This is a genomic window from Burkholderia mayonis, from assembly GCF_001523745.2.
Taxonomy (GTDB): domain Bacteria; phylum Pseudomonadota; class Gammaproteobacteria; order Burkholderiales; family Burkholderiaceae; genus Burkholderia; species Burkholderia mayonis.
Window position 1 is genome coordinate 2,790,545 of sequence record NZ_CP013386.1, and the last position, 25,888, is coordinate 2,816,432.

23 protein-coding genes are annotated in these 25,888 nt (G+C 68.6%); 10 read left to right on the top strand and 13 right to left on the bottom strand.

Annotated features, from left to right (window positions below; genetic code table 11):
* Nucleotides 1-46: 46 nt before the first annotated feature.
* From WS70_RS13390 to WS70_RS13415, 5 genes are all read right to left on the bottom strand, one after another.
* Complete coding sequence (locus WS70_RS13390; RefSeq protein ID WP_059469444.1) at nucleotides 47-970, bottom strand: class I SAM-dependent methyltransferase; 924 nt, start codon at nucleotides 968-970, stop codon at nucleotides 47-49.
* Nucleotides 971-1,138: 168 nt separating this feature from the next.
* The gene (locus tag WS70_RS13395) at nucleotides 1,139-1,615 is read right to left on the bottom strand and encodes a DNA-deoxyinosine glycosylase (protein WP_059596677.1); all 477 of its coding nucleotides are present in this window, start codon (nucleotides 1,613-1,615) and stop codon (nucleotides 1,139-1,141) included.
* Nucleotides 1,615-2,217: a chorismate--pyruvate lyase family protein gene (locus tag WS70_RS13400; protein WP_197419198.1), complete on the bottom strand. Its 603-nt coding sequence runs from the start codon at nucleotides 2,215-2,217 to the stop codon at nucleotides 1,615-1,617. Before WS70_RS13400 ends, WS70_RS13395 begins: the two co-directional genes overlap by 1 nt.
* Nucleotides 2,217-4,115: a molecular chaperone HtpG gene (gene htpG, locus WS70_RS13405; protein ID WP_059469442.1), complete on the bottom strand. Its 1,899-nt coding sequence runs from the start codon at nucleotides 4,113-4,115 to the stop codon at nucleotides 2,217-2,219. The genes WS70_RS13400 and htpG overlap by 1 nt, the downstream gene beginning before the upstream one ends.
* A 122-nt stretch (nucleotides 4,116-4,237) precedes the next feature.
* On the bottom strand, nucleotides 4,238-5,692 hold the full coding sequence (locus WS70_RS13415; RefSeq protein ID WP_059596678.1) for an aminotransferase-like domain-containing protein: 1,455 nt from the start codon (nucleotides 5,690-5,692) through the stop codon (nucleotides 4,238-4,240).
* A 145-nt stretch (nucleotides 5,693-5,837) separates the two neighbouring features.
* Between WS70_RS13415 and WS70_RS13420 the strand changes: the two genes are divergently transcribed.
* From WS70_RS13420 to WS70_RS13450, 7 genes are all read left to right on the top strand, one after another.
* On the top strand, nucleotides 5,838-6,521 hold the full coding sequence (locus WS70_RS13420) for a VOC family protein (RefSeq protein WP_059596679.1): 684 nt from the start codon (nucleotides 5,838-5,840) through the stop codon (nucleotides 6,519-6,521).
* A gap of 61 nt (nucleotides 6,522-6,582) precedes the next feature.
* Nucleotides 6,583-7,491 (top strand): DMT family transporter, encoded by a 909-nt coding sequence (locus tag WS70_RS13425; RefSeq protein WP_059596680.1) that lies wholly within the window; start codon nucleotides 6,583-6,585, stop codon nucleotides 7,489-7,491.
* A gap of 60 nt (nucleotides 7,492-7,551) precedes the next feature.
* Complete coding sequence (locus WS70_RS13430) at nucleotides 7,552-8,733, top strand: aminotransferase-like domain-containing protein (RefSeq protein WP_059596681.1); 1,182 nt, start codon at nucleotides 7,552-7,554, stop codon at nucleotides 8,731-8,733.
* A gap of 51 nt (nucleotides 8,734-8,784) precedes the next feature.
* Entirely contained in the window at nucleotides 8,785-9,243 is a 459-nt protein-coding gene (locus WS70_RS13435) for a RidA family protein (RefSeq protein ID WP_059469437.1), read from the top strand.
* A gap of 4 nt (nucleotides 9,244-9,247) precedes the next feature.
* Nucleotides 9,248-10,144, top strand: a complete 897-nt coding sequence (locus tag WS70_RS13440) for a PhzF family phenazine biosynthesis protein (protein ID WP_059596682.1) — start codon at nucleotides 9,248-9,250, stop codon at nucleotides 10,142-10,144.
* 195 nt (nucleotides 10,145-10,339) lie between these two features.
* Nucleotides 10,340-12,700: a bifunctional diguanylate cyclase/phosphodiesterase gene (locus WS70_RS13445; RefSeq protein WP_059469435.1), complete on the top strand. Its 2,361-nt coding sequence runs from the start codon at nucleotides 10,340-10,342 to the stop codon at nucleotides 12,698-12,700.
* Between the two features lie 168 nt (nucleotides 12,701-12,868).
* On the top strand, nucleotides 12,869-14,062 hold the full coding sequence (locus WS70_RS13450; protein WP_162498980.1) for a chromate transporter: 1,194 nt from the start codon (nucleotides 12,869-12,871) through the stop codon (nucleotides 14,060-14,062).
* A 166-nt stretch (nucleotides 14,063-14,228) separates the two neighbouring features.
* Here WS70_RS13450 and WS70_RS13455 read toward each other — a convergent pair whose 3' ends face one another.
* From WS70_RS13455 to WS70_RS13465, 3 genes are all read right to left on the bottom strand, one after another.
* The gene (locus WS70_RS13455) at nucleotides 14,229-15,254 is read right to left on the bottom strand and encodes a histone deacetylase family protein (RefSeq protein ID WP_059596684.1); all 1,026 of its coding nucleotides are present in this window, start codon (nucleotides 15,252-15,254) and stop codon (nucleotides 14,229-14,231) included.
* Between the two features lie 227 nt (nucleotides 15,255-15,481).
* Complete coding sequence (locus tag WS70_RS13460; protein WP_059596685.1) at nucleotides 15,482-16,741, bottom strand: Zn-dependent hydrolase; 1,260 nt, start codon at nucleotides 16,739-16,741, stop codon at nucleotides 15,482-15,484.
* Nucleotide 16,742: 1 nt separating this feature from the next.
* Nucleotides 16,743-18,056, bottom strand: coding sequence for an MFS transporter (locus tag WS70_RS13465; protein ID WP_059596702.1), 1,314 nt, complete (start codon nucleotides 18,054-18,056; stop codon nucleotides 16,743-16,745).
* Between the two features lie 208 nt (nucleotides 18,057-18,264).
* On the opposite strand from WS70_RS13465, the gene WS70_RS13475 reads away from it, so the two are divergent.
* Nucleotides 18,265-19,227, top strand: a complete 963-nt coding sequence (locus WS70_RS13475) for a LysR family transcriptional regulator (protein WP_059469431.1) — start codon at nucleotides 18,265-18,267, stop codon at nucleotides 19,225-19,227.
* Nucleotides 19,228-19,333: 106 nt separating this feature from the next.
* On the opposite strand, the gene WS70_RS33595 is transcribed toward WS70_RS13475, so the two are convergent.
* The 4 genes from WS70_RS33595 to WS70_RS32395 all read right to left on the bottom strand — a co-directional run bounded on the left by WS70_RS33595 (nucleotide 19,334) and on the right by WS70_RS32395 (nucleotide 21,118).
* On the bottom strand, nucleotides 19,334-19,573 hold the full coding sequence (locus tag WS70_RS33595; protein WP_472297998.1) for a hypothetical protein: 240 nt from the start codon (nucleotides 19,571-19,573) through the stop codon (nucleotides 19,334-19,336).
* On the bottom strand, nucleotides 19,492-20,049 hold the full coding sequence (locus WS70_RS13485) for a group II intron maturase-specific domain-containing protein (protein WP_472297999.1): 558 nt from the start codon (nucleotides 20,047-20,049) through the stop codon (nucleotides 19,492-19,494). The genes WS70_RS33595 and WS70_RS13485 overlap by 82 nt, the downstream gene beginning before the upstream one ends.
* A gap of 185 nt (nucleotides 20,050-20,234) precedes the next feature.
* Complete coding sequence (locus tag WS70_RS13490) at nucleotides 20,235-20,741, bottom strand: acyl-CoA thioesterase (RefSeq protein WP_059469430.1); 507 nt, start codon at nucleotides 20,739-20,741, stop codon at nucleotides 20,235-20,237.
* Nucleotides 20,742-20,962: 221 nt separating this feature from the next.
* Complete coding sequence (locus WS70_RS32395) at nucleotides 20,963-21,118, bottom strand: hypothetical protein (protein ID WP_082715911.1); 156 nt, start codon at nucleotides 21,116-21,118, stop codon at nucleotides 20,963-20,965.
* Between the two features lie 220 nt (nucleotides 21,119-21,338).
* Between WS70_RS32395 and WS70_RS13495 the strand changes: the two genes are divergently transcribed.
* On the top strand, nucleotides 21,339-22,049 hold the full coding sequence (locus WS70_RS13495; protein WP_059469429.1) for an ArsR/SmtB family transcription factor: 711 nt from the start codon (nucleotides 21,339-21,341) through the stop codon (nucleotides 22,047-22,049).
* A 161-nt stretch (nucleotides 22,050-22,210) separates the two neighbouring features.
* Nucleotides 22,211-24,769: a DUF6600 domain-containing protein gene (locus WS70_RS13500; protein ID WP_059596703.1), complete on the top strand. Its 2,559-nt coding sequence runs from the start codon at nucleotides 22,211-22,213 to the stop codon at nucleotides 24,767-24,769.
* Between the two features lie 99 nt (nucleotides 24,770-24,868).
* On the opposite strand, the gene WS70_RS13505 is transcribed toward WS70_RS13500, so the two are convergent.
* On the bottom strand, nucleotides 24,869-25,840 hold the full coding sequence (locus WS70_RS13505) for a thymidylate synthase (protein WP_059596686.1): 972 nt from the start codon (nucleotides 25,838-25,840) through the stop codon (nucleotides 24,869-24,871).
* Nucleotides 25,841-25,888: the final 48 nt, after the last annotated feature.

Below are 25,888 nucleotides of genomic sequence, written 5' to 3' on the forward strand. Positions count from 1 at the left end.
ACCGCCGCTCGTCCATCCGGCGGCGGCGCGAGCGGCCGCTTCGACGTCAGATCGTGAAGACGCCGGCGCGCTCGCCGACCGATGCTTTCAATCCTTTCACCCACGAGCGCGCGGGCAGACGCAGCTCGGCTTCGATCAGCTTCGCGCGCTCGGTCAGCTGTGCGAACGACGTCGACAGCGGCGGACCGGAGAACGCGAGCGCGATCCGGTTGCCGTCGTGCACTTCGGGCAGCGCGATCACGCGCTGGTCGAATGCGGCGTTCAGGTGCTTCATGTTGCGCACGAAGCTCGGATGGTCGCCGAACAGATTGATCGTCGCGATGCCCGCGTCGGCGAGACATCCGCGCACCGCGCGATAGAACGCGACGCTGTCGAGCACCGGGCCGCGCGCGGTCGCGTCATACAGGTCGATCTGGAGCGCGCCGATCGTGCCGCGATTCTTCGGATCATTGACGAAATCCCACGCGTCCGCTTCGTGGACGGCCAGACGCGCGTCGTCGGACGGCAGCTCGAACATCGAGCGCGCAGCGACGATCACGGCCGGATTCAGTTCGACCGCCTCGACGTGCGCGCGCGGCAGGTAGCGATGCGCGAACTTCGTCAGTGCGCCAGTGCCGAGGCCCAGCTGGACGATGCGTTTCGGCGTTTCGAGGAAGAGCAGCCACGCCATCATCTGCTGCGCGTACTCGAGCTCGATGTGATAAGGCTTCGACAGGCGCATCGCGCCTTGCACCCACTCGGTGCCGAAATGCAGATAGCGCACGCCGCGCTCTTCGGAAAACGTGACGGGGGCGAAGCGCGGCTTGCGCGGCGCGTCGAGGACGGCGACGCCGTCGACTTCGTCGCCGAACTCGGCGCGGCTGCGCTTTGTGCGCATCGGTTCGAGCTTGTCGGAGCCATTATAGGAAGACGGCTTGCCGCGCCGGGACGCGCGCGCCTCGGCGGACGCGCGCTTGATCAATCGGGTCATGGATGAATCTCGTACGGATGTGGCTGTTTGGGCGAACGAGAGGATAGCATTCGCGGCAGCGCGCATAGGCGAACCGCTCGCTTGCGTCATTGCGTGCGGCGACGCGCGGAAGAAGAAGCAGGCGAACAGGAAACACGCGGTCGACCGCCGCGCCGCGTGCAAGGCATCTCAAGCGATGATGCCCTTCCAGAAAGTCAGCTTCTGCTCGAACGACAGCATCGCATTCGCCGGACTGGAAGAAGGCAGCACGAACGTGTCGAACCCCGCCGCGCGAATCGCCGGCTCGAAGCGCCCCGCCGTCTTGCCGTTGAAGCACACCTTCCTCAACTTCGGCGCGACTTCCCACAGGGGCGCGAAATCGTTCGGCCGCGCGTTGCGGATCGCCGCATCGAGGCTGCCTTCGCGATGGCATGCGGCGAGCACGTCCCAGATGCCGAAGCCGTGCGCGAGCACGCGCGTCAGACGCTGCTCGTACGGCAGCGCGTGCAGATCCGGCTCGCCGAGCACGACGCCCAGCAAGCGCCAGAACTGATTGCGCGGATGCGCGTAGTACTGCGCGGCCGCGAGCGACGCCTCGCCGGGAAAGCTGCCGAGTATCAGCGTATGCGTGCCGGGCGACACGACGGGTGGGAAACCGCGCAACATCACGCCGCCTCGCTGTCACGCGCGCGGCGCTCGCCGTGCGCATCGAGATGCCGCCACAGCGCGGGCAGCATGCATTCGGTCACCATCAGCGGCGCGCCGTGTCGCTCGAACACCGAGCGGCGCGCGGCAAACGCGTGCTGCACCGCATGCGCGCGGTTGAGCGCGTGTGACGCCAGCGCGAAGAGCGGATGCCCCGCGATCACGCGCCGGCTCACGAGCGCCGAGCGCGTCACTTCGGGATCGCTGTACAGCAGCTCCGCGAGCGGCCGCGTGCGCAGCCGCCGCATCGCCTGCCACACGCCCTTGCTCGCCGCGAGCGGCGCGATGCTGTGCGCGGCGACGAACGGCGTGCCGTCGACTGCGAGCACGACCTCGCGCACCCAGACAGGCGTGCGCGTCACGCACGCGAGCGCCGCATGCTCGTCGGCCCACGGCGTCGCGACGGCCTCGCGCGTCACGCGCACCGTCACGCCGCCGAGCCGTGCGAGATGCGCGGTCAGCGAGCCGCCGCGCGTGAGCCAGTCCTTCTGCGCGCTCGACGCGCCGGGGCGCGGCGTCTCGCGCCAGCACGCATCGGCCGCGTCGAAACGCATCCGCGCCATCACACCGCGCGCGACAGCAACAGCGCGTTGGTCCGCTTGACGAAGCTCGCCGGATCCTCGAGCGCACCGCCTTCGGCGAGGAGCGCCTGATCGAACAGCAGGTGGCACCAGTTGTCGAAGTCCGCGCCGTCGGCCTTCAGCGCCTTGACGAGCGGATGGTCCGGATTGATCTCGAGGATCGGCTGGAACGCCGGCGCATTCTGGCCCGCCGCCTTCAGCATCCGCTGCAGGTAGCCGCTCATGTCGTTGTCGTCGGCGACGAGGCACGACGGCGAATCGGTCAGCCGGAACGTGACGCGCACGTCCTTCACCTTGTCGCCGAGCGTTTCCTTCATCTTGTCGACGACGGGCTTCATCGCCTCGCCCGTCTCTTCCTGCGCCTTCTTCTCTTCGTCGTTCAGCGAGCCGAGATCGAGATCGCCGCGCGCGACGCTCGCGAGCCCCTTGCCGTCGAACTCATGCAGGAAAGACAGCATCCATTCGTCGACGCGGTCGGTGAGCAGCAGCACTTCGACGCCCTTCTTGCGGAACACTTCGAGATGCGGGCTGTTCTTCGCGGCCTGCCACGTGTCGGCCGTCACGTAGTAGATCTTCGACTGCTCGGGCTTCATCCGCGCGACGTAGTCGGCGAGCGCCACGTCCTGCTCGTCGGTGTCGCCGTGCGTCGACGCGAAGCGCAGGAGCTTCGCGACGCGCTCGCGGTTCGCGTGATCCTCGCCGACGCCTTCCTTCAGCACCTGGCCGAACGCGCGCCAGAACGTCTTGTACTTCTCGCGGCCGGCATCGTCTTCCGCGTTCGCCAGCTCTTCGAGCATCGACAGCGCGCGCTTCGTCACGCCTTCGCGGATCGCCTTCACGTCGCGGCTTTCCTGCAGGATCTCGCGCGACACGTTGAGCGGCAGATCCGACGAGTCGACGACGCCCTTCACGAAGCGCAGGTACTGCGGCAGCAGTTGCTCGGCGTCGTCCATGATGAACACGCGCTTCACGTACAGCTTGAGGCCGCCGCGATAGTCGCGGTTCCACAGGTCGAACGGCGCGTGCGACGGCACGTACAGGAGCTGCGTGTACTCGCTGCGGCCTTCGACGCGGTTGTGCGTCCACGCGAGCGGATCTTGATGATCATGCGCGAGGTGCTGGTAGAACTGCTTGTACTGGTCTTCGGCGATGTCGCTCTTCGAACGGGTCCAGAGCGCGCTCGCCTGGTTGACGGTTTCGTCCTCGTCCTTCTCGACCATCTCGCCCTTTTCCTGATCCCACTCTTCCTTCTTCATCAGGATCGGCAACGCGACGTGGTCCGAATACTTCTGGACGATCGACTTCAGACGGTACGACGACAGGAGCTCGTCCTCGCCTTCGCGCAGATGCAGCGTGATCGTCGTGCCGCGCGCGGCGCGCTCGACCGCGCCGACCGAGAAATCGCCCTCGCCCGCGCTTTCCCAGTGCACGCCTTCGGACGCGGGCAGGCCCGCGCGGCGCGTCTCGACCGTGATCCTGTCCGCGACGATGAAACCCGAGTAAAAGCCAACGCCGAACTGGCCGATCAAGGCCGCGTCCTTCTGCTGGTCGCCGGAGAGCTTCGAGAAGAATTCCTTCGTGCCCGAGCGCGCGATCGTGCCGAGGTTCGCAATCGCCTCGTCGCGGCTCATGCCGATTCCGTTGTCGTCGATCGTGATCGTGCGCGCGGCCTTGTCGAACGACAGGCGGATGCGCAGATTCGGATCGCTCTCGTAGAGCGCGTTGTTTTCCAGAGCCTCGAAACGGAGCTTGTCAGCGGCGTCGGACGCGTTCGACACGAGTTCGCGCAGGAAGATCTCCTTGTTGCTGTAAAGCGAATGAATCATCAGGTGGAGGAGTTGCTTGACCTCTGCCTGAAAGCTCATGGTTTGCTGAGTCATCTTGATTTACCCATTGATTGCGTCAATACGACAGACATTTTCGATTCACGACCCCACAGGAGTCGGCGCGCGGCATCCCGCAACGCTCGACCGCGCCCCAAGTTGGGGCGCTTGCGGGAATTTCAAGAGGCGCGGCGATTCACGCTGTCGAGATAGCGGCCAAGGAACGCCTGCAGCGCGGGATCGCCGCAGTTCGCGACGTTGAAACGGGTCCAGGTCGACGGCGACTGCTGCGGTGAAAACAGGCTGCCCGGCGTGAGCAGGAAGCCCTCCTCGTGCGCGGCCGCGGCGAGCGCGTCCGAATCGACGCCCGTGTCGGCCCACAGGAACATCCCGGCCGCCGGCATCGTGAAGAGCCGCATCCCGGTGCGCTCGAGCATCCGCGCGGTCTTGTCGCGCACGCCGTCGAGCCGCGCGCGCAGCCGCTCGACGTGGCGCCGGTAGTGCCCTTCCGTCAGCACCTTGTACAGCACGCGCTCGTTGAGCTCGGGCGTCGTCATCCCGGCGAGCATCTTCTGGTCCGTCAGCGCCTTCGCGAGCTCCGGCGCGCACGCGATGTAGCCGACCCGCAGGTTCGCCGCGAGCGTCTTCGAATAGCTGCCGAGGAAGATCACGCGCTTCAGCTGGTCGAGGCTCGCGAGGCGCGTCGCCGGATAGCTCGGCGGGCACAGGTCGCCGTAGACGTCGTCTTCGACGACGAGAAAATCGTACGCCTCGGCGAGCTTCAGGATCCGGAACGCCCGCGCGGCCGACAGCGACGTGCCCGTCGGATTGTGCAGCACCGAGTTGATCACGAGCATCTTCGGACGCCACATCTGCACGAGGTTCTCGAGCGCGTCGAGATCGGGGCCGTCGGGCGTGTACGGCATCCCGACGAGCTGCGCGCCCTGCGACGCGAAGCGGCCGAACATCTGGAACCAGGCCGGATCGCCGACGATCACCGCGTCGCCCGGCCGCACGCAGAGGCGCGAGATCAGGTCGATCGCCTGCGTGATGCCGGACACGAGCACGAGCTGGTCAGGCGTCGCGCCGATCTCGATTTCGGCCAGGCGCGTCTGTAGCTGCTGGCGCAGCGGCAGGAAGCCCTGCGCGCTGCCGAAGCCGAGCATCTGCGCGCCCGCCTGCCGGCCGAGCGCGCGCAACGCGCTCGTGATCAGCTCGCCGTCGAGCCAGCGGCTCGGCAGATAGCCGAGTCCCGGCCCCTTTTCCGGGCTGACCGTGTGCAGCATGTTGCGCAGCAGCCAGACGACGTCGATCGTGTTGTGCACCGGCTGCGCCTGTCCGCCGTCAGGCCCGGCGACGGGCTGCACCCCCGGCGCGCGCTCGCGCACGTAGAAGCCCGACCCGCGCCGCGAATCGAGATAGCCTTGCGCGACAAGCCGCTCGTACGCCTCGACGACCGTGAAGCGCGACACGCTCTTGTCGACCGCGAGCTTGCGGATCGACGGCATCCGCATGCCGGGCCGGAACACGCGCTCGTCGATCCGGCGGCGCGCCCACTGCACGAGCTGGTCGACGAGCGTGAGCGTCGCGGTATCGTGCGGCGCGGGAATCTGCGCAAGCGGAACGGTGGACATCGCAGGCCTCCAACTGTACCGAAGAGTATCGCAGCGATTGTACCGTTACTGTGCCGGTCGCCGCGATTACAGTTTTTCGACGGCGATGCGGCGCAATGGCGCACGTCCGCCGGGAAACCAGTCCCGATTCCTCGCTTTTCGTTCGATGGCAGCGCATTCACTGAAACTCGATCATCTCGTCGTCGCCGCGCGCACGCTCGAAGAAGGCGTCGCGTACGTCGCGGACACGCTCGGTCTGGCGCCCGCGGGCGGCGGCGCGCATCCGTCGATGCGCACGCACAATCGCCTGTTCGGCCTGTGGGGCGGCGCGTATCTCGAAGTGATCGCGCCCGATCCCGACGCCCCCCCGCCCGCCGACGGCGAGGCGCGGCCGCGCCTCTTCGGCCTCGACGATCCAGCGACGCGGGCGCGCCTCGAACAAGGCCCGTACCTCGCGCACTGGGTCGCGCGCGTCGATCGTCCGCGCCAGCTCGACCTGTGGCAGCGCCAGTACCCGGCGCGGATTGCCCGCGTCGTGCCGATGACGCGCGGCGACTTCGGCTGGCGGCTGACGGTGCCCGGCGACGGCTCGCTGCCCGCGTGGCGGCACGCGGGCGACGGCGTGCTGCCGTCGCTGATCCAGTGGAACGACGCGCGCCACCCGGCCGACACGCTGCCGCACGGCGGCGTCGCGCTGAGGGCGCTCAAGGGCGCGCACCCGCAGGCAGACGCCGTGCGCGAGCAACTCGTCTGGCTGAACGCGGCGCACCTGATCGACCTCGACGCGGGCGAGACGCCCGCGCTCGCCGCCGAATTCGACACGCCCGCGGGCGTGCGCACGCTGCGCTAGCCGCGCGGCGGCCCGCTCCCTCATTCCGATGTCCGACAACCGATATCGACGGAGACACCTCATGGATTCGCGCGAAACCCGCGGCATGCTGCTCGGCTTGATCGGCGTGATGATCTTCAGCCTGACGCTGCCGATGACGCGCATCGTCGTCACCGAATTCCATCCGCTGCTGAACGGGCTCGGACGCGCGCTCGCCGCCGCGGCGCCGGCCGGGCTGCTGCTGTGGCTGCGCCGCGAGCGCGTGCCGACCCGCGCTCAATTGAAGAGCCTCGCTGTCGTGTCGGCGGGCGTGATCGTCGCGTTTCCGGTGTTCTCCGCGTGGGCGATGAAGACCGTGCCCGCCGCGCACGGCGCGGTCGTCAACGGGCTGCAGTCGCTCCTCGTCGCGCTGTATGCGGCGTGGCTGTCGCGCGAGCGGCCGTCGAAGGCGTTCTGGGCAAGCGCCGTGACGGGCAGCGCGCTCGTCGTCGCGTTCGCGTTGCGCGACGGCGGCGGCGCGCTGCAGCCGGGCGACCTGCTGATGCTCGTCGCGGTCGGCATCGGCGCGCTCGGCTACGCGGAAGGCGCGCGCCTCGCGCGCGAGATCGGCGGCTGGCAGGTGATCTGCTGGGCGCTCGTCGTATCCGCGCCGCTCCTCGTGCTGCCCGTCGGCTGGCTCGCCTGGGCGCACCACGCGGCGCACCCGGGCCCGGTGTCGCTGCGCGTGTGGCTCGCGTTCGGCTACGTGACGCTGTTCTCGCAGTTCATCGGCTTCTTCGCTTGGTACGCGGGCCTCGCGATGGGCGGCACAGCGCGCGTCGGCCAGGTGCAGCTGCTGCAGATCTTCTTCACGATCGCGTTTTCGGCGCTCTTCTTCGGCGAGACTGTCTCGCCGTCGACGTGGATCTTCGCCGCCGCCGTGATCGCGACCGTCGTGCTCGGCCGGCGCGCCGCCGTGAGCACCGCGCCGCAACCGGCTCGCGCCGCCTGATTTGACGAGCGATAATCGCCCCTTTCATCCGAACGACCGACGATACCGACCGAGGAGACCATGAATCCGAGCGATCTCAAGCCGCCCCACTGGGCCCTGTCCGAACGCGCACGCAAGCTCACGAGCTCGGCGATCCGCGAGATCCTGAAAGTGACCGAGCGCCCCGGGGTCATCTCGTTCGCAGGCGGCCTGCCGTCGCCCGCGACGTTCCCAGCCGGGCGGATACGCGAGGCCGCCGACCGCGTGCTGCGCGACTCGCCCGCCGCCGCGCTGCAATACAGCGCGACGGAAGGCTTTCTGCCGCTGCGCGAGTGGATCGCCGAGCGCTATCGCGTGCGCACGACCCAGGTGCTCGTCACGACGGGCTCGCAGCAGGCGCTCGATCTCCTCGGCAAGGTGCTGATCGATCCGGCAAGCCGCGTGCTCGTCGAGACGCCGACCTACCTCGGCGCGCTGCAGTCGTTCTCGCTCTTCGAGCCGACCTACGTGCAGGTGCCGACCGACGACGCCGGCCTCATGCCCGACGCGCTCACGCCCGAGCTGACGAAGGACGCGCGCCTGTTGTACGCGCAACCGAATTTCCAGAATCCGACGGGCCGCCGCCTGCCCGTCGAGCGCCGCCGCGCGCTCGCCGCGTTCGCGCAGACGAGCCCGTTCCCGGTGCTCGAGGACGATCCGTACGGCGCGCTCAACTACGCGGGCGAGCCGCTGCCGACGATGCTGTCGATGGCGCCCGATCACGTCGTCCATCTCGGCACGTTCTCGAAAGTGCTCGCGCCCGGCCTGCGGATCGGCTATATCATTGCGCCCGAGGAACTGCACTTCAAGCTCGTGCAGGCGAAGCAGGCGACGGACCTGCACACGCCGTCGCTCACGCAGCACATCGCATACGAAGTGATCCAGGACGGCTTTCTCGACGAGCACATCCCGACGATCCGCCGGCTCTACAGCGCGCAGTGCGAAGCGATGCTCGCGTCGCTTGCGCGGCACATGCCGGAAGGCGTGAGCTGGAACCGCCCGGAAGGCGGGATGTTCATCTGGGTGAAGCTGCCCGAGCAGATCGACAGCATGCAGCTCCTCGACGCGGCCGTCGCGAACAACGTCGCGTTCGTGCCGGGCGCGCCGTTCTTCGCGAACGACCCGCGGAAGAACACGCTGCGGCTGTCGTTCGTCACGGTGCCGCCGGAAAAGATCGAAGAAGGCGTCGCGCGGCTCGGCAAGCTGTTGCGCGAGCGTCTGTGACGCTTTACGCTCGTTCACCCATTCACGATTGACTCACGAGGAGAGAATCAGATGGCAAACGTCTACGACAAACTGAAGGATCTCGGCATCGACCTGCCGGTCGCGGGTGCGCCCGCCGCCGCCTACGTGATGAGCGCGCAAAGCGGCAACACCGTCTATCTGTCGGGCCACATCGCGAAGAAGGACGGCAAGGTGTGGGCCGGCAAGCTCGGCCACGACGTCACGACCGAAGAAGGCAAGGCGGCGGCGCGCGCGGTTGCGATCGACCTGCTCGCGACGCTGCATGCGCACACGGGCGACCTGAACAAGATCGAGCGCATCGTCAAGGTGATGAGCCTCGTCAACTCGACGCTCGAGTTCACCGAGCAGCACATCGTGACGAACGGCGCGTCGGAACTGATCGCCGCCGTGTTCGGCGATGCGGGCAAGCACGCGCGCTCGGCGTTCGGCGTCGCGCAGATCCCGCTCGGCGCGTGCGTCGAGATCGAACTGATCGCCGAAGTCGCGTAACGCGATGCCGGCCGCTCCGGGCGCCGTGGAAACGGTACGCTTCAAGCAGGTCGACGTGTTCACGTCGGTGCCGTTCAAGGGCAATCCGCTCGCCGTCGTATTCGATGCGGATGCGCTCTGCGACGCCGACATGCGCATGATCGCGCGCTGGACCAACCTGTCCGAGACCGCGTTTCTCGTCGCGCCGACCGATCCCGCCGCGGACTACCGCGTGCGAATCTTCACGCCGGGCGGCGAACTGCCGTTCGCGGGCCACCCGACGCTCGGCGCCGCGCACGCGTTTCTCGACGCGGGCGCGCAGCCGAAGACGCCCGGGCGGCTCGTCCAGCAATGCGGCGCGGGGCTCGTCGAGCTCGCCAAGCACGGCGGCGGCTGGGCATTCGCCGCGCCGCCCGCGCGCGTGACGCCGCTGCCCGAGCGCGACTGGCCGGCGCTCGCGGCCGCGCTACGCACCGGCGCGATCGATTTCGACATGCCGCCGCAAGCGGTCGACAACGGCGCGCCGTGGCTCGTCGTGCGGCTCGCGTCGGCCGCCGACTGCCTCGCGCTCGCGCCGGACCATGCGGCGCTCGCGCCGATCGTCGTCGCGCTCGGCGCGGACGGCCTCGCCGCCTACGCGCCGCACCCGGCGGGCGGCCCGGCGACGTTCGAAGTACGCTGCCTGATGACGGGCGACGCGTTCGGCGTGGGCGAAGACCCCGTGACCGGCAGCGCGAACGCGGCAATCGCGGGCCTCCTCGCGCAAGCCGGGCGCCGCCCGGGGCGCAGCTACACCGCGCGCCAGGGCACGGCGCTCGGCCGCGACGGCCGCGTCGCGGTCGATTACGACGACGCCGCCGGCAAGATCTGGATCGGCGGCGGCGCCGTCACGCTCGTCGACGGCAGCATCCGGCTGCGCTGAGCCGCGTTTTCGCCCGGCCGCGCGGGCCGCGCGCGGGACCGGTCCCCTCCTTGCCCGGTTAGCGATATCCTGATCACGCTAAATTAAAGACTGACCATTCAGTAATATCGGGCCTCGTCTATTGTCTTCTTTATCGGCCCGTTTACTCGGTTATCCTGTTGGATCGCCCATGCGCGCAAGGACACTTTTCGTCCGATGAGTTCGTCTCGGTCACATGCCGCCCGCGCCGCGCGGTCGGTACGCGCGACACGCAGGTCGCGCCGCCGCCGCGCGCTGTTCGCGATTCCGCTCCTCGGCACGCTCGCGCTCGCGCTGCTTTGGGTGGCGATCATCGCGCGCCTGTCCGTCGAGAAGGACAGCGCGTACCGCGAGGCCGTCGCGTCGGCCGCGATCCTGTCGACGGCGCTCGAGCAGCACACGGTCAAGGCGATCCACCAGGTCGACCAGATCACCCGCTTCGTCAAGTACGAGTTCGAGAAGTCGCCCGCGCATTTCAACCTCGCGAGCACCGTCGAAAAAGGCGTCGTGCCGAGCGACACGCTGATCCAGGTGTCGCTCCTCGACTCGCGCGGCCGCCTCTTCGCGAACACGGCCGACCCGCATCCGAAGCCGATCGACCTGTCCGACCGCGAGCACTTCAAAGTGCACTTGCAGCACAACGGCGACGAGCTCTACATCAGCAAGCCGGTGCTCGGCCGCGTGTCCCGCCACTGGACGCTGCAGATGACGCGACGCCTGAACCATCCGGACGGCTCGTTCGCCGGGGTCGTCGTCGTGTCCGAGGATCCGACCTACTTCACGAACGACTTCTACAACAACGCGACGCTCGGCAAGGACGGCGTGATCGCCGTGATCTCGGACACGGGCGCCGTGCTCGCGCGCAGCACCGGCTCCGCGCAGAAAACGCCCGGCGCGTTCTCGGCATCGGGCGTGTATCCGGTATCGGAGCGCGCATCGGGCACCTACGTCGATCCGATCGACGGCATCGTGCGCATCGTGTCGTACCGCCATCTCGACGGCTATCCGCTCGGCGTGATGATCGGCCTGTCGCAGGCGGACGAGCTCGCCGACTACCACCACACGCGCAACGTCTACCTGCTGATGACGAGCTTCATCACGCTCGCGATGCTCGCGTTCTTCGGCGTCGCGACGGGCCTGATCGGCAAGCTGCTCGGCCGCGAGCGCGAGATGACGCAGCTCGCCGAATACGACCTGCTGACGGGCCTCGCGAACCGCTACGCGACGCTGCGCAGCCTGCGCAACGACGTCGCGCTGCCGTCGAACCTGTCGCGGCTCGCGATCCTCTTCATTGATCTCGACAACTTCAAGACCGTCAACGACACGCTCGGCCACAACGCGGGCGACATCGTGCTGCAGATGACGGCCGCGCGCCTGTCCGACGCGGTGATAAACGAAGGCGCGCTGGCGCGGATCGGCGGCGACGAGTTCGTCGTCGTGGTGAAGGGCGACGATGTCGAGCGGCACGCCGAGCGCCTCGCGGAGGCGATCGTCCGGATGTTCGCCGAGCCGTTCGACGTGCGCGGCAGCTCGTTCGTGCTCCACGCGAGCATCGGCATCGCACTGCATTCGGTCGAGAACGAAAGCGAGATCGACCTCCTGAAGAAGGCCGACCTCGCGATGTACAGCGCGAAGGACGCCGGCAAGAACTGCTATCAGTTCTACGCGCCGCACCTGTCGCATCGCGCGGATCATCTGATGCGCTGGGAGCAGCAATTGCGCGTCGCGCTGTCGGACGGGCAACTCTTCCTCGCCTACCAGCCGAAGATCGACCTCACGTACCGCTGCATCACCGGCTTCGAGGCGCTCGTGCGCTGGGATCATCCGGAGCACGGCGTGATCTCCGCGAACGAATTCATTTCGATTGCCGAATCGACGGGACTCATCGTTCCGATCGGCGACTTCGTGATCCGCACCGCGTGCGAGCAGCTCGCGCGCTGGCGCAGCGAAGGCCACGACAAGCTCACGCTCGCCGTCAACATTTCGCCCGTGCAGTTCTGGCGCGGCGACCTGATCGACACGATCTCGCGCGCGCTCGTCGAGACCGGGATCGAGGCGCGCCGCCTCGAGCTCGAGATCACCGAGACCGCGATGATGGAATACCCTGAGCTCGTGTCGGAAAAGATCGTCTCGCTGAAGAAGCTCGGCATCCGCGTCGCGCTCGACGATTTCGGCACCGGCTATTCATCGCTGTCGTACCTGCACCGCTTCTCGGTCGACACGCTGAAGGTCGACCGCTCGTTCATCCAGGCGATCCCGGCCGACCGCAGCGTCTGCGTGATGGTGTCGTCGATCGTGCACCTCGCGCGTTCGCTCGGGCTCACGGTCGTCGTCGAAGGAACGGAGACAGAAGAGCAGATCGCGTGGCTCACCGCGCTCGGCCGGATCGAGGCGCAAGGCTTCCTGTTCTCGCGGCCCGTGCCCGCCGACGGCATTCCGGCCCTTCTCGCGCGCTTCGGCGTCTGCGGCGGCGACGGCGCGCACGCGGCCCGCCGCGACACCGCCAGTACGACTAAACAATCGTTCGACAGCGACTAAACAGCGCACCCCCGTCCGCGCCGCGGCCTCCGGCGGCAGTCACGCGGTGCGTACTCGTTTTTGCTCATACAAGAAATGCGTCGGCGGGTGCACAATGAAACGTGCGACGCACATGTGGCCGCGGTGCGTCCAAGACCGCACCTGGACACCATCATGACAATCACAAGCGTGGATGCCGCGTTTTGCGGCGAACGAGAATCGCTGTGGGCGTTGTTCAAGACCGTGGCAGGCATATCCGCCGTGTCGTGGGGCGGTCTTGCGATGATGGCGCAACTCGAGCGGCATTACGTCGACCACGAGCGGCGCATCGATCCGCTGTCGTTCGCCGATCTCATCGCGCTCGCGTGGATGATGCCCGGCCCCGTCGGCTGCAACGTCGCGGTTCAGGTCGGCCACGCGCTGCGCGGCCGCACCGGCGCATGGATCGCCGGCACGGCGAGCGTGCTGCCGTTCTTCGGCGCGATGACGCTCTTCGCGATCTTTTATCAGACGCCGCTCGTACGCTCGCTCGCGTCGCCCGTGCTGCTGCATCATTTCGGGATGGTGCTCGCCGCGCTGATCGGGCTCACATGGTTCAGGCAAGTTCGCGCGCTCGTGCACGCGCCGCTGGAACGCGCGGTCGCCGCGCTCGCGACGGTGCTGCTCGCGCTCGCGCACAGCCCGGCTGCGTTCGTCGCGATCCTCTTCGCCGCGTTCGCGGCCGGCTGGCTTTCGAGCGGGCGACGGCGCAACGAAGCGCTGCGGCTCACGCTGCCCGCGCGGGAATGGCGGCTGCTCGTATCGTTGGCGATCCCGATCACGCTGTTCGCGCTGCCTCTGCCGATCGAATACGAATCGCCACTGCTCTGGCCGCGCCTCGCGGGCGCCGGCATGACGCTTTTCGGCGGTGGCTTCTCCGCGCTGCCCGTGCTGAAGTCGCTATTCGTCACGCGCGCGACGGGCATCACCGAGCAGGACTTCATGCTCGCGTTCACGCTGTCGCCCGTATCGCCCGGGCCGCTCCTGAACGTCGTGCCGTTTCTCGGCTATCTCGAGGACGGCTGGCGCGGCGCGCTGCTGTCGACCGTTGCGCTGTTCGTGCCGTCCGGCTGCCTCGTCATATTCGCGCGGCGGCACGTCGAGCGTCTGAAGCTCCATCCGCGCTTCGCGGGCGGCATGCGCGTGCTGCGCGCGGCGACCACCGCGTTCCTCGCGATCGCAGCCGTGCGCCTCGTCGCGAAGACGCCCGTCGAGCCGGTGTACTGGGCAACAGGCGTGATCGCGTGGCTGTGCCTCGCGCGATTCAAGGTGCCCGTCTATGCGATATACGGCGCGGTCGCGGCGGCATGCGGCGGCTGGTTGATCCTAGCCGCGCATGGGTGAGCGCCGTCTGCGCTAGGTTGTATCGTTTCGTTGTTGCATTTCGTTGTTGCATCTCGCCCCGCTCTCCGCTCTCCGCTCGCCGTTCCCTCGCAGCTCATTCCATTGCTTCGTTACTTTTCGCGCTGCCCCGCGCGTACCGCTTGCCGCGCGTATCCACACCGCCGCGTCAGCCGCGCGCCGCGCCGAATCCGCCGAAGAACGCCTGCGCATTCGCTTCGAGACTCTCGATGTGATAGCCGCCCTCCTGCACGATGACGGTCGGCAGCCGCATCCCGCCGATCAGGTTTCCTAACTTGCCGAAACCCTCCGTCGTCACCGCGACCTGCGACTGCGGATCGTCGCGATAGATGTCGAAGCCGAGCGACAGCACGAGCGCATCCGGCGCGAAGCGCCGCAACTCGCGCAGCGCGTCGTCGACGCGCTCGAAGAACACCGCTTCGCTCGATCCGTGCGGCATCGGCAGATTCACGTTGTAGCCGTAGCCGTCGCCCGCGCCGCGCTCGTCGTCGAAGCCCGCGACGGCCGGATAGTAGTTCGTCGGATCGCCGTGGATCGACACGTAGAGCACGTCGCGCCGCGCGTAGAAGATCTCCTGGATGCCCTGGCCGTGGTGCATGTCGGTGTCGAGGATCGCGACGCGCGCATGGCGTGCGCGCAACGCCTGCGCGGCGATCGCCGCGTTGTTCAGGTAGCAGAAGCCGCCCGCCGCGTCGACGCGCGCATGGTGGCCGGGCGGCCGGCACAGCGCGTACGCTTCGCGCGCGCCGTCCCGCACCGCCGCCGCCGCCGCGAGCGCGCTCTGCGCGGACCAGTACGCGGCGCGCCACGTGTCGGCGCCGACCGGGCAGCTACCGTCCGCGAGATAGCGGCCCGCCTGCGCGAGCACGCCGCGCAGCGCGTTCGGCTCGCGCACGAAGATGTTCGACATCACTTCGTCGCCCCAATCCTCGGGCATCTTCTTCCATTCGCGATGCGCGGTTTCGAGAAAGCGCAGGTAGCCCACGTCGTGCACGGCCGCGATCGGCGCGATGCCGAAGTCGACCGGCTCGCGCACCGCGAAGCCCATCGCAAGGGCCGCCGCGGCGAGCCGCACCGCGCGATCGGGCACCTCCTGCGGCGTGCGCATCCGGCCGCGCGAATAGTACGTGCGCGGATGATGCAGCGATTGGTCGGGGTGGAAGTAAGTGAGCATCTTGCGTTCCTCGGTTTGGTCGGGCGGGCAGTGCGGCGCCCGTTATCGGTTATCGGATTGCAGGGGCGGTAGTGCTCGTTCGGCGTTCGGCGTTCAATGTCCGAATGCGCTTCGATTCGGCAATCGTCGAATCGGCATCGATCGAATCGATGTCCATCGACAGCCGACGATCGTTTCGATGTGCGCCCGTTCGACGTCTCGCGCTTCGTCGCTCGACGATCCAGCGCTCATCGATCCGCCACGCCCGCGCGATCGAGCACCGCGCCGAGCAGCACGTTCGCGCCGCGCGTCGCGTCGTCGGGCAGCACATCCTCGGCTTCGTTGTGCGACAACCCGCCGACGCACGGAATGAACACCATCGCGCTCGGGCAGTGCTTCGCGAGATGGATCGCGTCGTGCCCGGCGCCGCTCGCGATCCGTTCGTGCCGATAGCCGAAGCGCTCGGCCGCGGCCTCGACGCTCGCGACGCAAGCCGCATCGAACGGCGTCGCGGGGCTTGTCCAGTGCGTCGACGCGTCGATGCGCAAGCCGCGCTGCGCAGCGATGCGCGCGCAGACATCGGCCGCCGCGCGCGCCATCTCGTCGAGTGTCGCGTCGTCCGGATGGCGCAAGTCGAGCGTGAACACGACCGCGCCCGCGATCGTGTTGCGCGACGCATTCGGAATCCCGACGCAGCCGATCGTCGCGAGCCCGTGTGGCGCGAAGTCCGCGAGCATCCGTTCGATTCCGTCCGCGATCTGCGCGAAGCCGAACAGCGCGTCGCGACGATGCGCGATCGGCGTCGTTCCCGCATGCGCGGGCTGGCCCGCGATCGTCACGTCGAGCCAGCGGATTGCCTGCCCGCCCGTCACGACGCCGATCTCGGCGCCGTTCGCCTCGAGCACCGGCCCCTGCTCGATATGCGCTTCGAAGTACGCATCGATCGCCGGCCGCGCCGCCTGCCGCGCGCCGCGATAACCGATCCGATCGAGCGCGTCGGCAAGCGTCGCCTGCGCGGCGTCGCGCACGGCGAGTGCATCGGCTAGCGGCATCACGCCCGCGGCCACCGCCGAACCGAGCATCGCAGGCGCAAAGCGCGCGCCCTCCTCGTTGGTCCACGACACGATCTCGATCGGCTTGCGCGTGACGATCGCCGCATCGTTCAAGCTGCGCACGACCTCGAGCGCGGCGAGCACGCCGTAGGCGCCGTCGAAGCGCCCGCCTTCCGGCTGCGTGTCGAGATGGCTGCCGATCAGGACGGGCGGCGCCCCGGCGTTCGCGCCCGCGCGGCGTGCGAACAGATTGCCGATCTCGTCGACGCCGACCGCGAGCCCTGCGTCGCGACACCAACGCGCGAACAGATCGCGGCCGCGCCTGTCGTCGTCGGTCGCGGCGAGCCGCCGCACGCCGCCGTTCGCGGTCCCGCCGATCCGGGCCATCTCGGCGAGCGAACGCCACAGTCGCTCGCCGTTCACGGCGGGCGATCGCCGATCGAATGCGGACGTCATGTCAGCGCGCCTCCAATACTTCGTTACCCGAAGCACCGCGGGCCGAGCGGCGCGCATCCAGCGCGACGATGCTCACGAGCGACAGCCCCGCAAGACACGTATAGAACAGCGCGAGCGGCAGCCACGCGCCCGCGTGGCGATGCGCGAGCCACGTGCCGACGAGCGGCGTGAGCCCGCCCGCGAGCGCGCCGCACACCTGGTAGGACAGCGAGATCGCCGAATAGCGGATGCGCGCCGGGAACACGCCGGACACGAAGCCCGCGATCACTGAATAGAAGCCCGCCATGCAGACGACCGCGAGCGCGATGCCGACGACGATCGCGCCGGGCCGCCCGCTCGTCACGAGCATGAACATCGGATACGGCGACGCCATCGCCGCGACGGCCGCGAGCTTCAGGAAGCGCGCGCCGCCGAGCTTCTCGGCGAGCCACGCGGCGATGGGCTGCGCGACGAACTGGATGATCGCGACCGCGAACAGGCAATCGAGGATCGTCGAGCGCGAAATGCCGAGCTGCTGCGTCGTGTACGCGATCATGAACGTGTTCGTGAAGTACACGCCGGCGATGCCGATCGTGTTCGCGCCGATGCACAGCAGCACGAGGCCCGACGCCGAGCGGAACACGTCGGCGATCGGCAGCTTCGCGGTCGCGCGCGTCCGCTTGACCGCCTCGAACTCGGGCGATTCGTTGACGCCGAGCCGGATCACGATCCCGACGATCAAAAGCACCGCGCTCGCGAGAAACGGCAGACGCCAGCCCCACGCGAGGAAATCGGCCTTGTCGAGCGACGTGACCGCGCGAAACGCGACGAGCGACAGGATGAGCCCCGCCGGGCTGCCGAGCTGCGCGAACGACGCGAAGAACGTGCGCCGCCCGGGCGGCGCGTGCTCGCCCGCCATCAGCACCGCGCCGCCCCACTCGCCGCCGACCGCGACGCCCTGCACGATCCGCAGCAGCACGAGCAGCACGGGCGCGAGCGTGCCGACGCGCTCGTAGCTCGGCAAGAGGCCGATGCAGACGGTCGCGACGCCCATCATCGCGAGCGTCGTCATCAGCGCCTTCTTGCGGCCGATCCGGTCGCCGAGATGGCCGAACACGATGCCGCCGAGCGGCCGCGCGAAAAAGCCGACCGCGAACGTGCCGAACGACGCCATCGTGCTGACGAACGGGTCGCCGGACGGAAAATATAGCTCGCCGAACACGAGCGCGGCGGCAGTCGCATAGATGTAGAAGTCGTACCACTCGATCATCGTGCCGACGAACGCGGCGCCAGCGGCGCGCACCGGCTGGCGCACGGACGGTTGGGGGGCAGTCATCGCGGAATCTCCTCTCTGCTCACGCGCGGCGCCCGGCGATTCGGCGGGTGCGCGCTCGACATGCTGCGGGCCCGTCGCTTTGCGCCCGCGCCACGCGCAAGCGGCTGCGCGCAGCACGTTTATCGCCATCCATTAACTATTAGTCAAATTTCGGCTTATTATCTACGGCATTATTTTTACTAATGTCAGTCGCCGGAGACTCGCCGCCATGCGCCCCGCCGCCGTCCGTTTCCTGAACGACCGCCTCGACTGGAACCTGCTGCGCACGTTCCTCGTCATCATGCAGGAGCGCAGCGTGAGCCGCGCCGCCGCGCGGCTGCACGTCACGCAGCCGGCCATGAGCCAGGCGCTCAAGCGGCTCGAGGACACACTCGGCCACACGCTGATCCAGCGCCGCGGCCCGCACTTCGAGCCGACCCACGCGGGCGCCGAGGTATACCGGATCGCGAGCGAGATCTACGGCACGATCTCGCAGCTCGACACCGAGCTCGACGACGCCGCGGCCGACCTGACGGGCTCGATCCGGCTGCTGTCGGTGAGCCGCATCGAATCGGGCGTCTACGACTCCTTCCTTGCCGACTTCCACCGGCAATATCCGCGCGTCGATCTGCAGATCGAAGTGATGCGCTCGTCCGACATCATCTCGTCGCTGCTGCAGAAAACCGCGACGGCGGGCCTGAGCCTCTGCCGCAACCCGGTCGACAAACTCGCACGCACGCCGTTCCTGCGGCAGCGCTACGCGATCTTCTGCGGCCGCCACCATCGCCTCTACGGCCAAACGCAACTGACGACGAACGATCTGCTCGCGGAGAACTTCGTGTCGTTTACGAGCGACCAGATCGGCGACAGCCTGTCGCCGCTCACAGTGTTCCGCGACCAGAAGGGGTTCACGGGACGCATCGTCGCGGCGTCGCCGAGCCTCGACGAAGTGCGGCGTCTCATCTTCGCGGGCTACGGGATCGGCTGCCTGCCCGAGCACATCGTCCGCGACGATCTCGTGCGCCAGCGGCTCTGGCGGCTCCCGCCGGAAGAAGGCCTCGTCGACATCGACATCTTCTTGCTGTGGCATCGCGAGCGAAAGATGAACGCGGCCGAGCACGCGTTCCTCGAAGGCTTCGAGCGCGCGATGCAGCGCTACGCGCTCGACGAGCGGCTGTCGGTCGAGCCGTGACGCGGCGCGCGACGATGCGTTCGCGCAAAATTTGGATAGGGGCAGGCCTCGCGGCCCGCCCCCTTCGACATACATGGACGTACGGGTCCGGACACGGCGGTTCGGATCAGTTAATCGGTTTGGTTTGCAACGACGGCAGACCCAGAAAGGCGAGATACCGGTTCGGCGGGGCGATGCTCAGCGCTGAGCTACAGCTCAGCCGCCAGACACCGTGGGATGAACCCACGGTCTGGGCGGCAAGGTTGCGATTGACGCCGCGTACAGTCAGTTCCTGGAATCGGGTAGGCGTCTGTTTCCGCTGCTTCCAGAGGAAGCAGCGGAAACATCGCCGAATCCACGCATCCAGTTTCTGAAGAGCGCCCGGCGTCTCGCAGAACCCAAAGTAGCCTCGCCACGGTTCATCAGCAGGCGGCTGTTGCGCCACCATCGCCGACCGTTCGCGGCCACCCGGCGAGCATCCTCTTTCGAAGCGCCCAGCGCCAACATCCCCCGGTACATCGTCGCACCTCGTCTCCAATGCTTGAGCTGCACTGCTCGCAGCCGGTGCCTGATCCACTCGTCGAGTTCAGGGAACACCTTCGGCGTCTGCGCGAGCTGGAAGTACGCTTTCCAGCCCGGCATATACGCTTTCAGTCGCTCCGCCACCGCCGGCAGGCTTCGCCCGCCCGAGCGGCGTGTCATCTCCCGGATGCGTTGCTTGAAGGTCTCCTGCGCCTTCCACGACACCGCGCATTTGATCCGGCCGCCTGCGCCACGCCATAGCGCGTCGCCCAGAAACTGGCGGCCCGTCCACGCTTCCCTCCCACACTCGGTCGCCCTCATGCAGTTGCGCTTCGCTTCATTCGCCGTGACCAGCTTATGGGCGGGACTTTCTCCCGCAGGAGAGTGCGCCCATACTGGGCGCACCATGAAAAACGCCGCGAGCGATCGCGGCGTCTTTGCATCGATGCGCGTAGCGTCCCGCGTTCACGCGCCCGTTCGGACGCGCGACGAACGCCGATACGCGTTCACACTTCCCCTTTCGCGACTTCCTCGGGCTTGAGCTCGACGATCTTGTCGAGCGCGGTCCGCACTTCCATCGCATATTGCGCGAGCCGCTTCTGCTCGTCGGTGACGGGCACGAACGGCGGCACCGGCACCGGGTTGCCGTTCTCGTCGACCGCGACGAACACGACGAGGCAATCGGTCGTCTGGCGCAGCACGCCGCCCTTCGGGTCGCCCGCGTGCACCGACACGTGGATGTGCATGCTCGTGCGGCCCGTCGCGACGACGCGCGCCTTCAGCTCGACGAGATTGCCGACGAGGATCGGCCGCTGGAAGCGGATGTTGCCGACGCTCACCGTCACGCAATAGCGGCTCGACCAGATCGCCGCGCACGCGTACGCGGTCTCGTCGATCCATTTCATCAGCGCGCCGCCGTGCACCTTGCCGCCGAAGTTCACGGACGTCGGCTCGGCGAGGAAGCGGAAAACGGTTTCGGTGCGATCAAGCGGCGCGGGGGGCGTGGCGGGCATCTCGGCTGGCTCCAGTTCTGCGGTGTGGCGGGAAAGGAGACGATTATACGTTGCACTGCGACATAGCGCCGCGCCCGCCGTGCGTGCGTGCGTGCGTGCGTGCGGGCGGGCGGGCGTGCGTGCGTGCGTGCGTGCGTGCGGGCGGGCGGGCGGGCGGGCGGGCGGGCGACGCGCGGCGCGGGAGCGGCGCGTGCCCGCGCACCGCTTTCGGCATCGCGCCGTCAGTTGCGGATCGTCACGCCCTGATCGATCGTGCCGTACATCTCGATGCGGCCGGTGCCGGCGCCGGATGTGCCAGCGCCGCCGGACACGCAGCCCGCACAGAGGATGGCGGCAATGAGGGTTGCAACAAGCGTTTTCATCGAAAGAAGCATCATCGAGCGGCCGGTGTGCCGCGACGGCGCGCCGGCGAATCATCGGACGTCGCATTTTACGCGTGCCGCCGTCGCGGGCGCGAAAGACGAAACGAAAGTCAGGGCTAAAGCGCGCGACGCAGCCACGCACACGGCGAAGCGCATTCGATATTTCGCCCCGAACTGAAACATCAAATGCGATCCGCGCCTACACTCGAAGCCGTCTCCCCTCCGAGGTCCGACGATGTCCGTTTCCGATCGCCACCACCACTTTCCCGGCCTGAGCCGCCTCGCTGCGCTGCTCGCCGACCCCGGACGCGCCGCGATGCTCTGGGCGCTGATGGACGGCAGCGCGCGCCCCGCGGGCGAGCTGACGATGATCGCCGGGCTGTCGCCGTCGGCGGCGAGCGCGCATCTCGCGCGACTCGCGGACGGCGGCCTGCTCGCGCTCGACGTGCGCGGCCGCCATCGCTACTACCGGATCGCGTCGCCCGACATCGCCGCGGCGATCGAGGCGCTCGCAAACGTCGCGCAGGCGGCCGCGCCACAGCGCCCGACCCCGCAGCCGGCACGCACGGTGCCGCCCGACATGCGCTACGCGCGCACCTGCTACGACCACATGGCGGGCGAGCTCGCAGTGCAGGTGTTCGAGCGGCTGATGTCGCGCGGCTGGCTTGCGACGGCGGACGGCGCGCTCGACGCGACCGCCGCGGGCGCCGCGCAATTCGCGCAATGGGGCATCGACGTCGGCGGCCAGCGCGCGAAGCGCCGCCGCTTCGCATGCACGTGCCCGGACTGGAGCGAGCGCCGTCCGCACCTGGGCGGCGCGCTCGGCGCGGCGCTCCTCGACAGCTTCTGCCGGCACGGCTGGATCGAGCACGCGGGCAAGCCGCGCGTACTGCGCGTGACGCCCGCCGGCCAGCGCGAATTCGACGCGCTGCTTACCGGCGAATGACGCGCGCTTTCATCGTTCTGACGAATTCCCGTGCATCGACAAGTCTTGTTACACGCACGTCAAATCACATTACAAAACGACCGTCCCTGAAACATGCCGAGCGGATAGAGTGAACTCATACGGCGCGTGCCACGCCGGACATAACAGAGACAATGATGACCATGCTTGCCGCTCGTAATCCGCTTGCGCTTTCGCGCATCGCCCGTCACACGCTCATCGCCGTCGCCGCGCTCGCCGCGCTGCCGCCGGCCATCGCTCAGACCGTCGACGCGCCGCCCGCCGGCATCGCCCGGCAAACGGGCGGCGATCCGCCGAGCCGCGTCGCGCGCCTCAACTACTTGTCGGGCGCCGTGACGACCGAGCCCGCGGGCGCGAGCGACTGGTCGTACGCGGCGGTCAACCGCCCGCTTACGACGGGCGACCAGTTGTGGAACGACTCGGGCGCGCGCTCCGAGCTGCACATCGGCTCGACCGCGGTGCGCCTCGGGCAGTCGACGAGCCTGTCGATCCTCAATCTCGACGACACGAACACGCAGCTCAAGGTGCCGCTCGGCACGCTGTCGACGCACGTGCGCGAGCTGCCGCCCGGCGCGTCGTACGAGATCGACACGCCGAACCTCGCGCTCGCCGTCGGCGCCCCCGGCGACTACCGCGTCGACGTCGCATCCGACGGATCGAGCACGACCGTCAGCGTGCGGCGCGGCAGCGCAACCGTCTACGGCGACGGCACGCAGATGCCGGTATCGGCCGGACAGCGGGTCGTCTTCACGGGCACCGGGCTGCAGGTCGCGGACACGGGCGCCGTGCCGCCGCCCGACGGTCTCGACGACTGGGCCGCGAGCCGCGACGCCGCCGAGGAACGCTCGGTGACGGCCCGCTACGTGTCGCGCGAAATCCCGGGCTACCAGGATCTCGACGCAAACGGGACGTGGCGCGACGACCCCGATTACGGCGAAGTGTGGGTGCCGAGCGCAGTGCCCGCCGGCTGGGCGCCGTACCACACCGGCCACTGGATCTGGCAGGCGCCGTGGGGCTGGACCTGGGTCGACGACGAGCCGTGGGGCTTCGCACCGTACCACTACGGCCGCTGGGCGTACGTCGACGACTCGTGGGCATGGGTGCCGGGCCCGCTCGTCGTCAGTGCGCCGCCGTGCTACGCGCCTGCGCTCGTCGCGTTCGTCGGCGGAGGCGGCGGCGGCTTCGACTGGAGCGTGGGCCTCGCGGTCGGCGGAATCGCGGCGGCGGGCGTCGCATGGTTCCCGCTCGGCCCGCACGACCCGTGGCGGCCGAGCTGGGGCGGCTGGAGCCCACGCTACTACCAGCACGTGAACCAGACGGTGATCGTGAACAACGTCAACAACATCAACGTCAACAAGACGGTGAACGTGACGAACATCCACAACACGTACGTGAACTTCCGTGCGCCGAACGCGGTGACGGCCGTGCCCGCGACCGCGTTCGTCCGTGGGCAGCCGGTGTCGCGCTTCGCGCACAAGGTCGATCCGCAGCAATGGCGCAACGCGCATATCGGCTCGGGCGCGCCCGGTGTCGCGCCGGTGCGGCAGAGCTTCAACGGCGCGCTGCGCAGCGCCGCGTACCGGCCGCCCGCGGCCGCCGAGCAGCGCTCGATCGTCGCGACGCGCAACCCCGTCGTGCCGGCCGCGTATCGCGACCAGCTCGCCGCGCATCTCGCGCAAAGCGGCGCGCGGGTGCCGGGCGCGGGCGCGCCCGTCGTGAAGACCGCAGTGCCGCCGAACTATGCGATGCGGCCCATGCGTTCGCCCGAAAACACGGGCGCGCCGAACCGCTGGGCGATGCGCAACGTGCAGCTCGTCGACACGCACGTGCCCGTCGCGCAGCCGGGACGCGGACCGCAGGGCGGCGTCGGCAATCCAGCCGCGCGCGCGGGCGAGCGACCGCAGCCGCCGAACATGCCGCAGCCGAATGCAGCCCAACCGAATACCGCGCAGCCGAACATCGCACGTCCCGGTATCCCGCAGCCGGGCGGCGCGCAGCTTAACGCGCCGCACGCGCCTGCCGTTCCGGGCGCGACCGCCGGGCCGCAAAACGCGATGCGGCCGAATGCCGCGCCGTCGATCAACAACGGCGTGCCGCGGCCGCCCGCGGCCGGCAACAACCCGGGCGCGCGCAATGAAGCACGCGCGCCGGGCGAAGCGCAGCGCCCGCAGCCGTCGTGGACACAACCGCATCCGCCGATCGGGCAGCAACGCGCGAACGGCGGCCAGTCGCGTGAGAGCGGCACGCCGAATCCGCCGCTCAATTACCGGTCGCCGACGCAGAACGCAGTGCCGCCGATCCGTTCGACGCCAACGCCGACGCACGCCGCGCCGCAGCCCGCCGAGCGCGCACAGCCGCAGCCGGGCTCGCCTGCGCCGCGCAACGAAATGCGCGCTGCCGAAGCGCCGCGCGCCGCACCGCGCGAAATGCCGCGCCAGGAAGTCGCGCCGACCGCGCCGCGCAACGACTATCGCGCGCCCGCCGCTGCGCCGCGTCCGCAAATGGAAGCGCCGCGGATGGAGGCGCCGCGGATGCCGGCTCCGCGCATGGGAACGCCGAGGATGGAGCCGCGCCCCGCGCCGCCGCCGCAAGCCGTGCCGCACAATCCGCCGCCCGCGCCGCGTCAGGAGCCTCCGCGTCAGGTGCGTCCGGATCAGCAGCATGGCTTCGATGCACACCGCGATGAGCGCCGGCACGCATGAACGGGCCGGCCTGCATCGACAAAAAAACCCACGAAATTCGTGGGTTTTTTGTGGGTCGGATGACGAACGAACCACGCGTCACCCCCGCCGCTCGATCGCTCAGACGGCCATCGGCGCAGTCAGCGGCTCGTGATGACGATAGCCGACGAGCGAGAAATCCGACGGCTCGACGCGCTCGAGCCACTCCGGCTCGTACTCGCCCGTCTTCGCGTAATCGGGCACACGCTCGGCGATTTCGAGCCGCGGGCTCTCGAACGGCTCGCGCTCGAGCTGCTGCTTCAGCATGTCGAGCTGATTCTCGTAGATGTGCGCATCACCGATGAAGTACGTGAACCAGCGCGGCGCGTAGCCGGTCAGCCGGCCGACGAGCGCCAGGAGCGCCGCGCCTTCCGCGAGGTTGAACGGCGTGCCGAGCCCGACGTCGTTGCTGCGGATGTACAGGCACAGCGAGATCTCGCGTCGCTCGACGTTCGGCAGGAACTGGTACAGCAGATGACACGCGGGCAGCGCGATCTCGTCGAGCACCGCGGGGTTCCAGCCGTGAAACAAAATGCGGCGGCTCGACGGATCGCGCTCGATCGTGTCGAGGCAGTCGCGCAATTGATCGATCGCCTTGTGGAGCAGCACCTTGCGCGCGCCGTCCTCTCCGAATCGAGCGACGACGCGAAAGCCGCGCGACGTCGCATCGGCGATCTGCGCGTCGGCGTGCGCGTCGAGCACCTTGTAGCCCGGCCAGCGTCGCCACTGAACGCCGTACACATCGCCGAGATCGTCGTCGCCGCGGCGATACGGATTCGCGAGCCACTGCGCGTTCTCATTCGCATTCGCGTCCCAGACCTTGCAGCCGAGCGCGCGGAAGTCGGCCGCGCTGCGCTTTGCGCGCAGGAAACCGACGAGCTCGCCGATCGCCGACTTGAACGCGAGCTTCTTCGTCGTCACGGCGGGAAAGCCCTGCTGCAGATCGAAGCGCAGCATCGCGCCGGGCATGCTGATCGTGCGTATGCCCGTACGGTTGTTTTGCCAGGCGCCGGCGTCGAGAATGGTGCGAACGAGGTCGAGATACTGTTTCATGCGGGTTCCTCCGGCCACGGGAAGCGGCCGTGCCCGCCATTTTAGCAA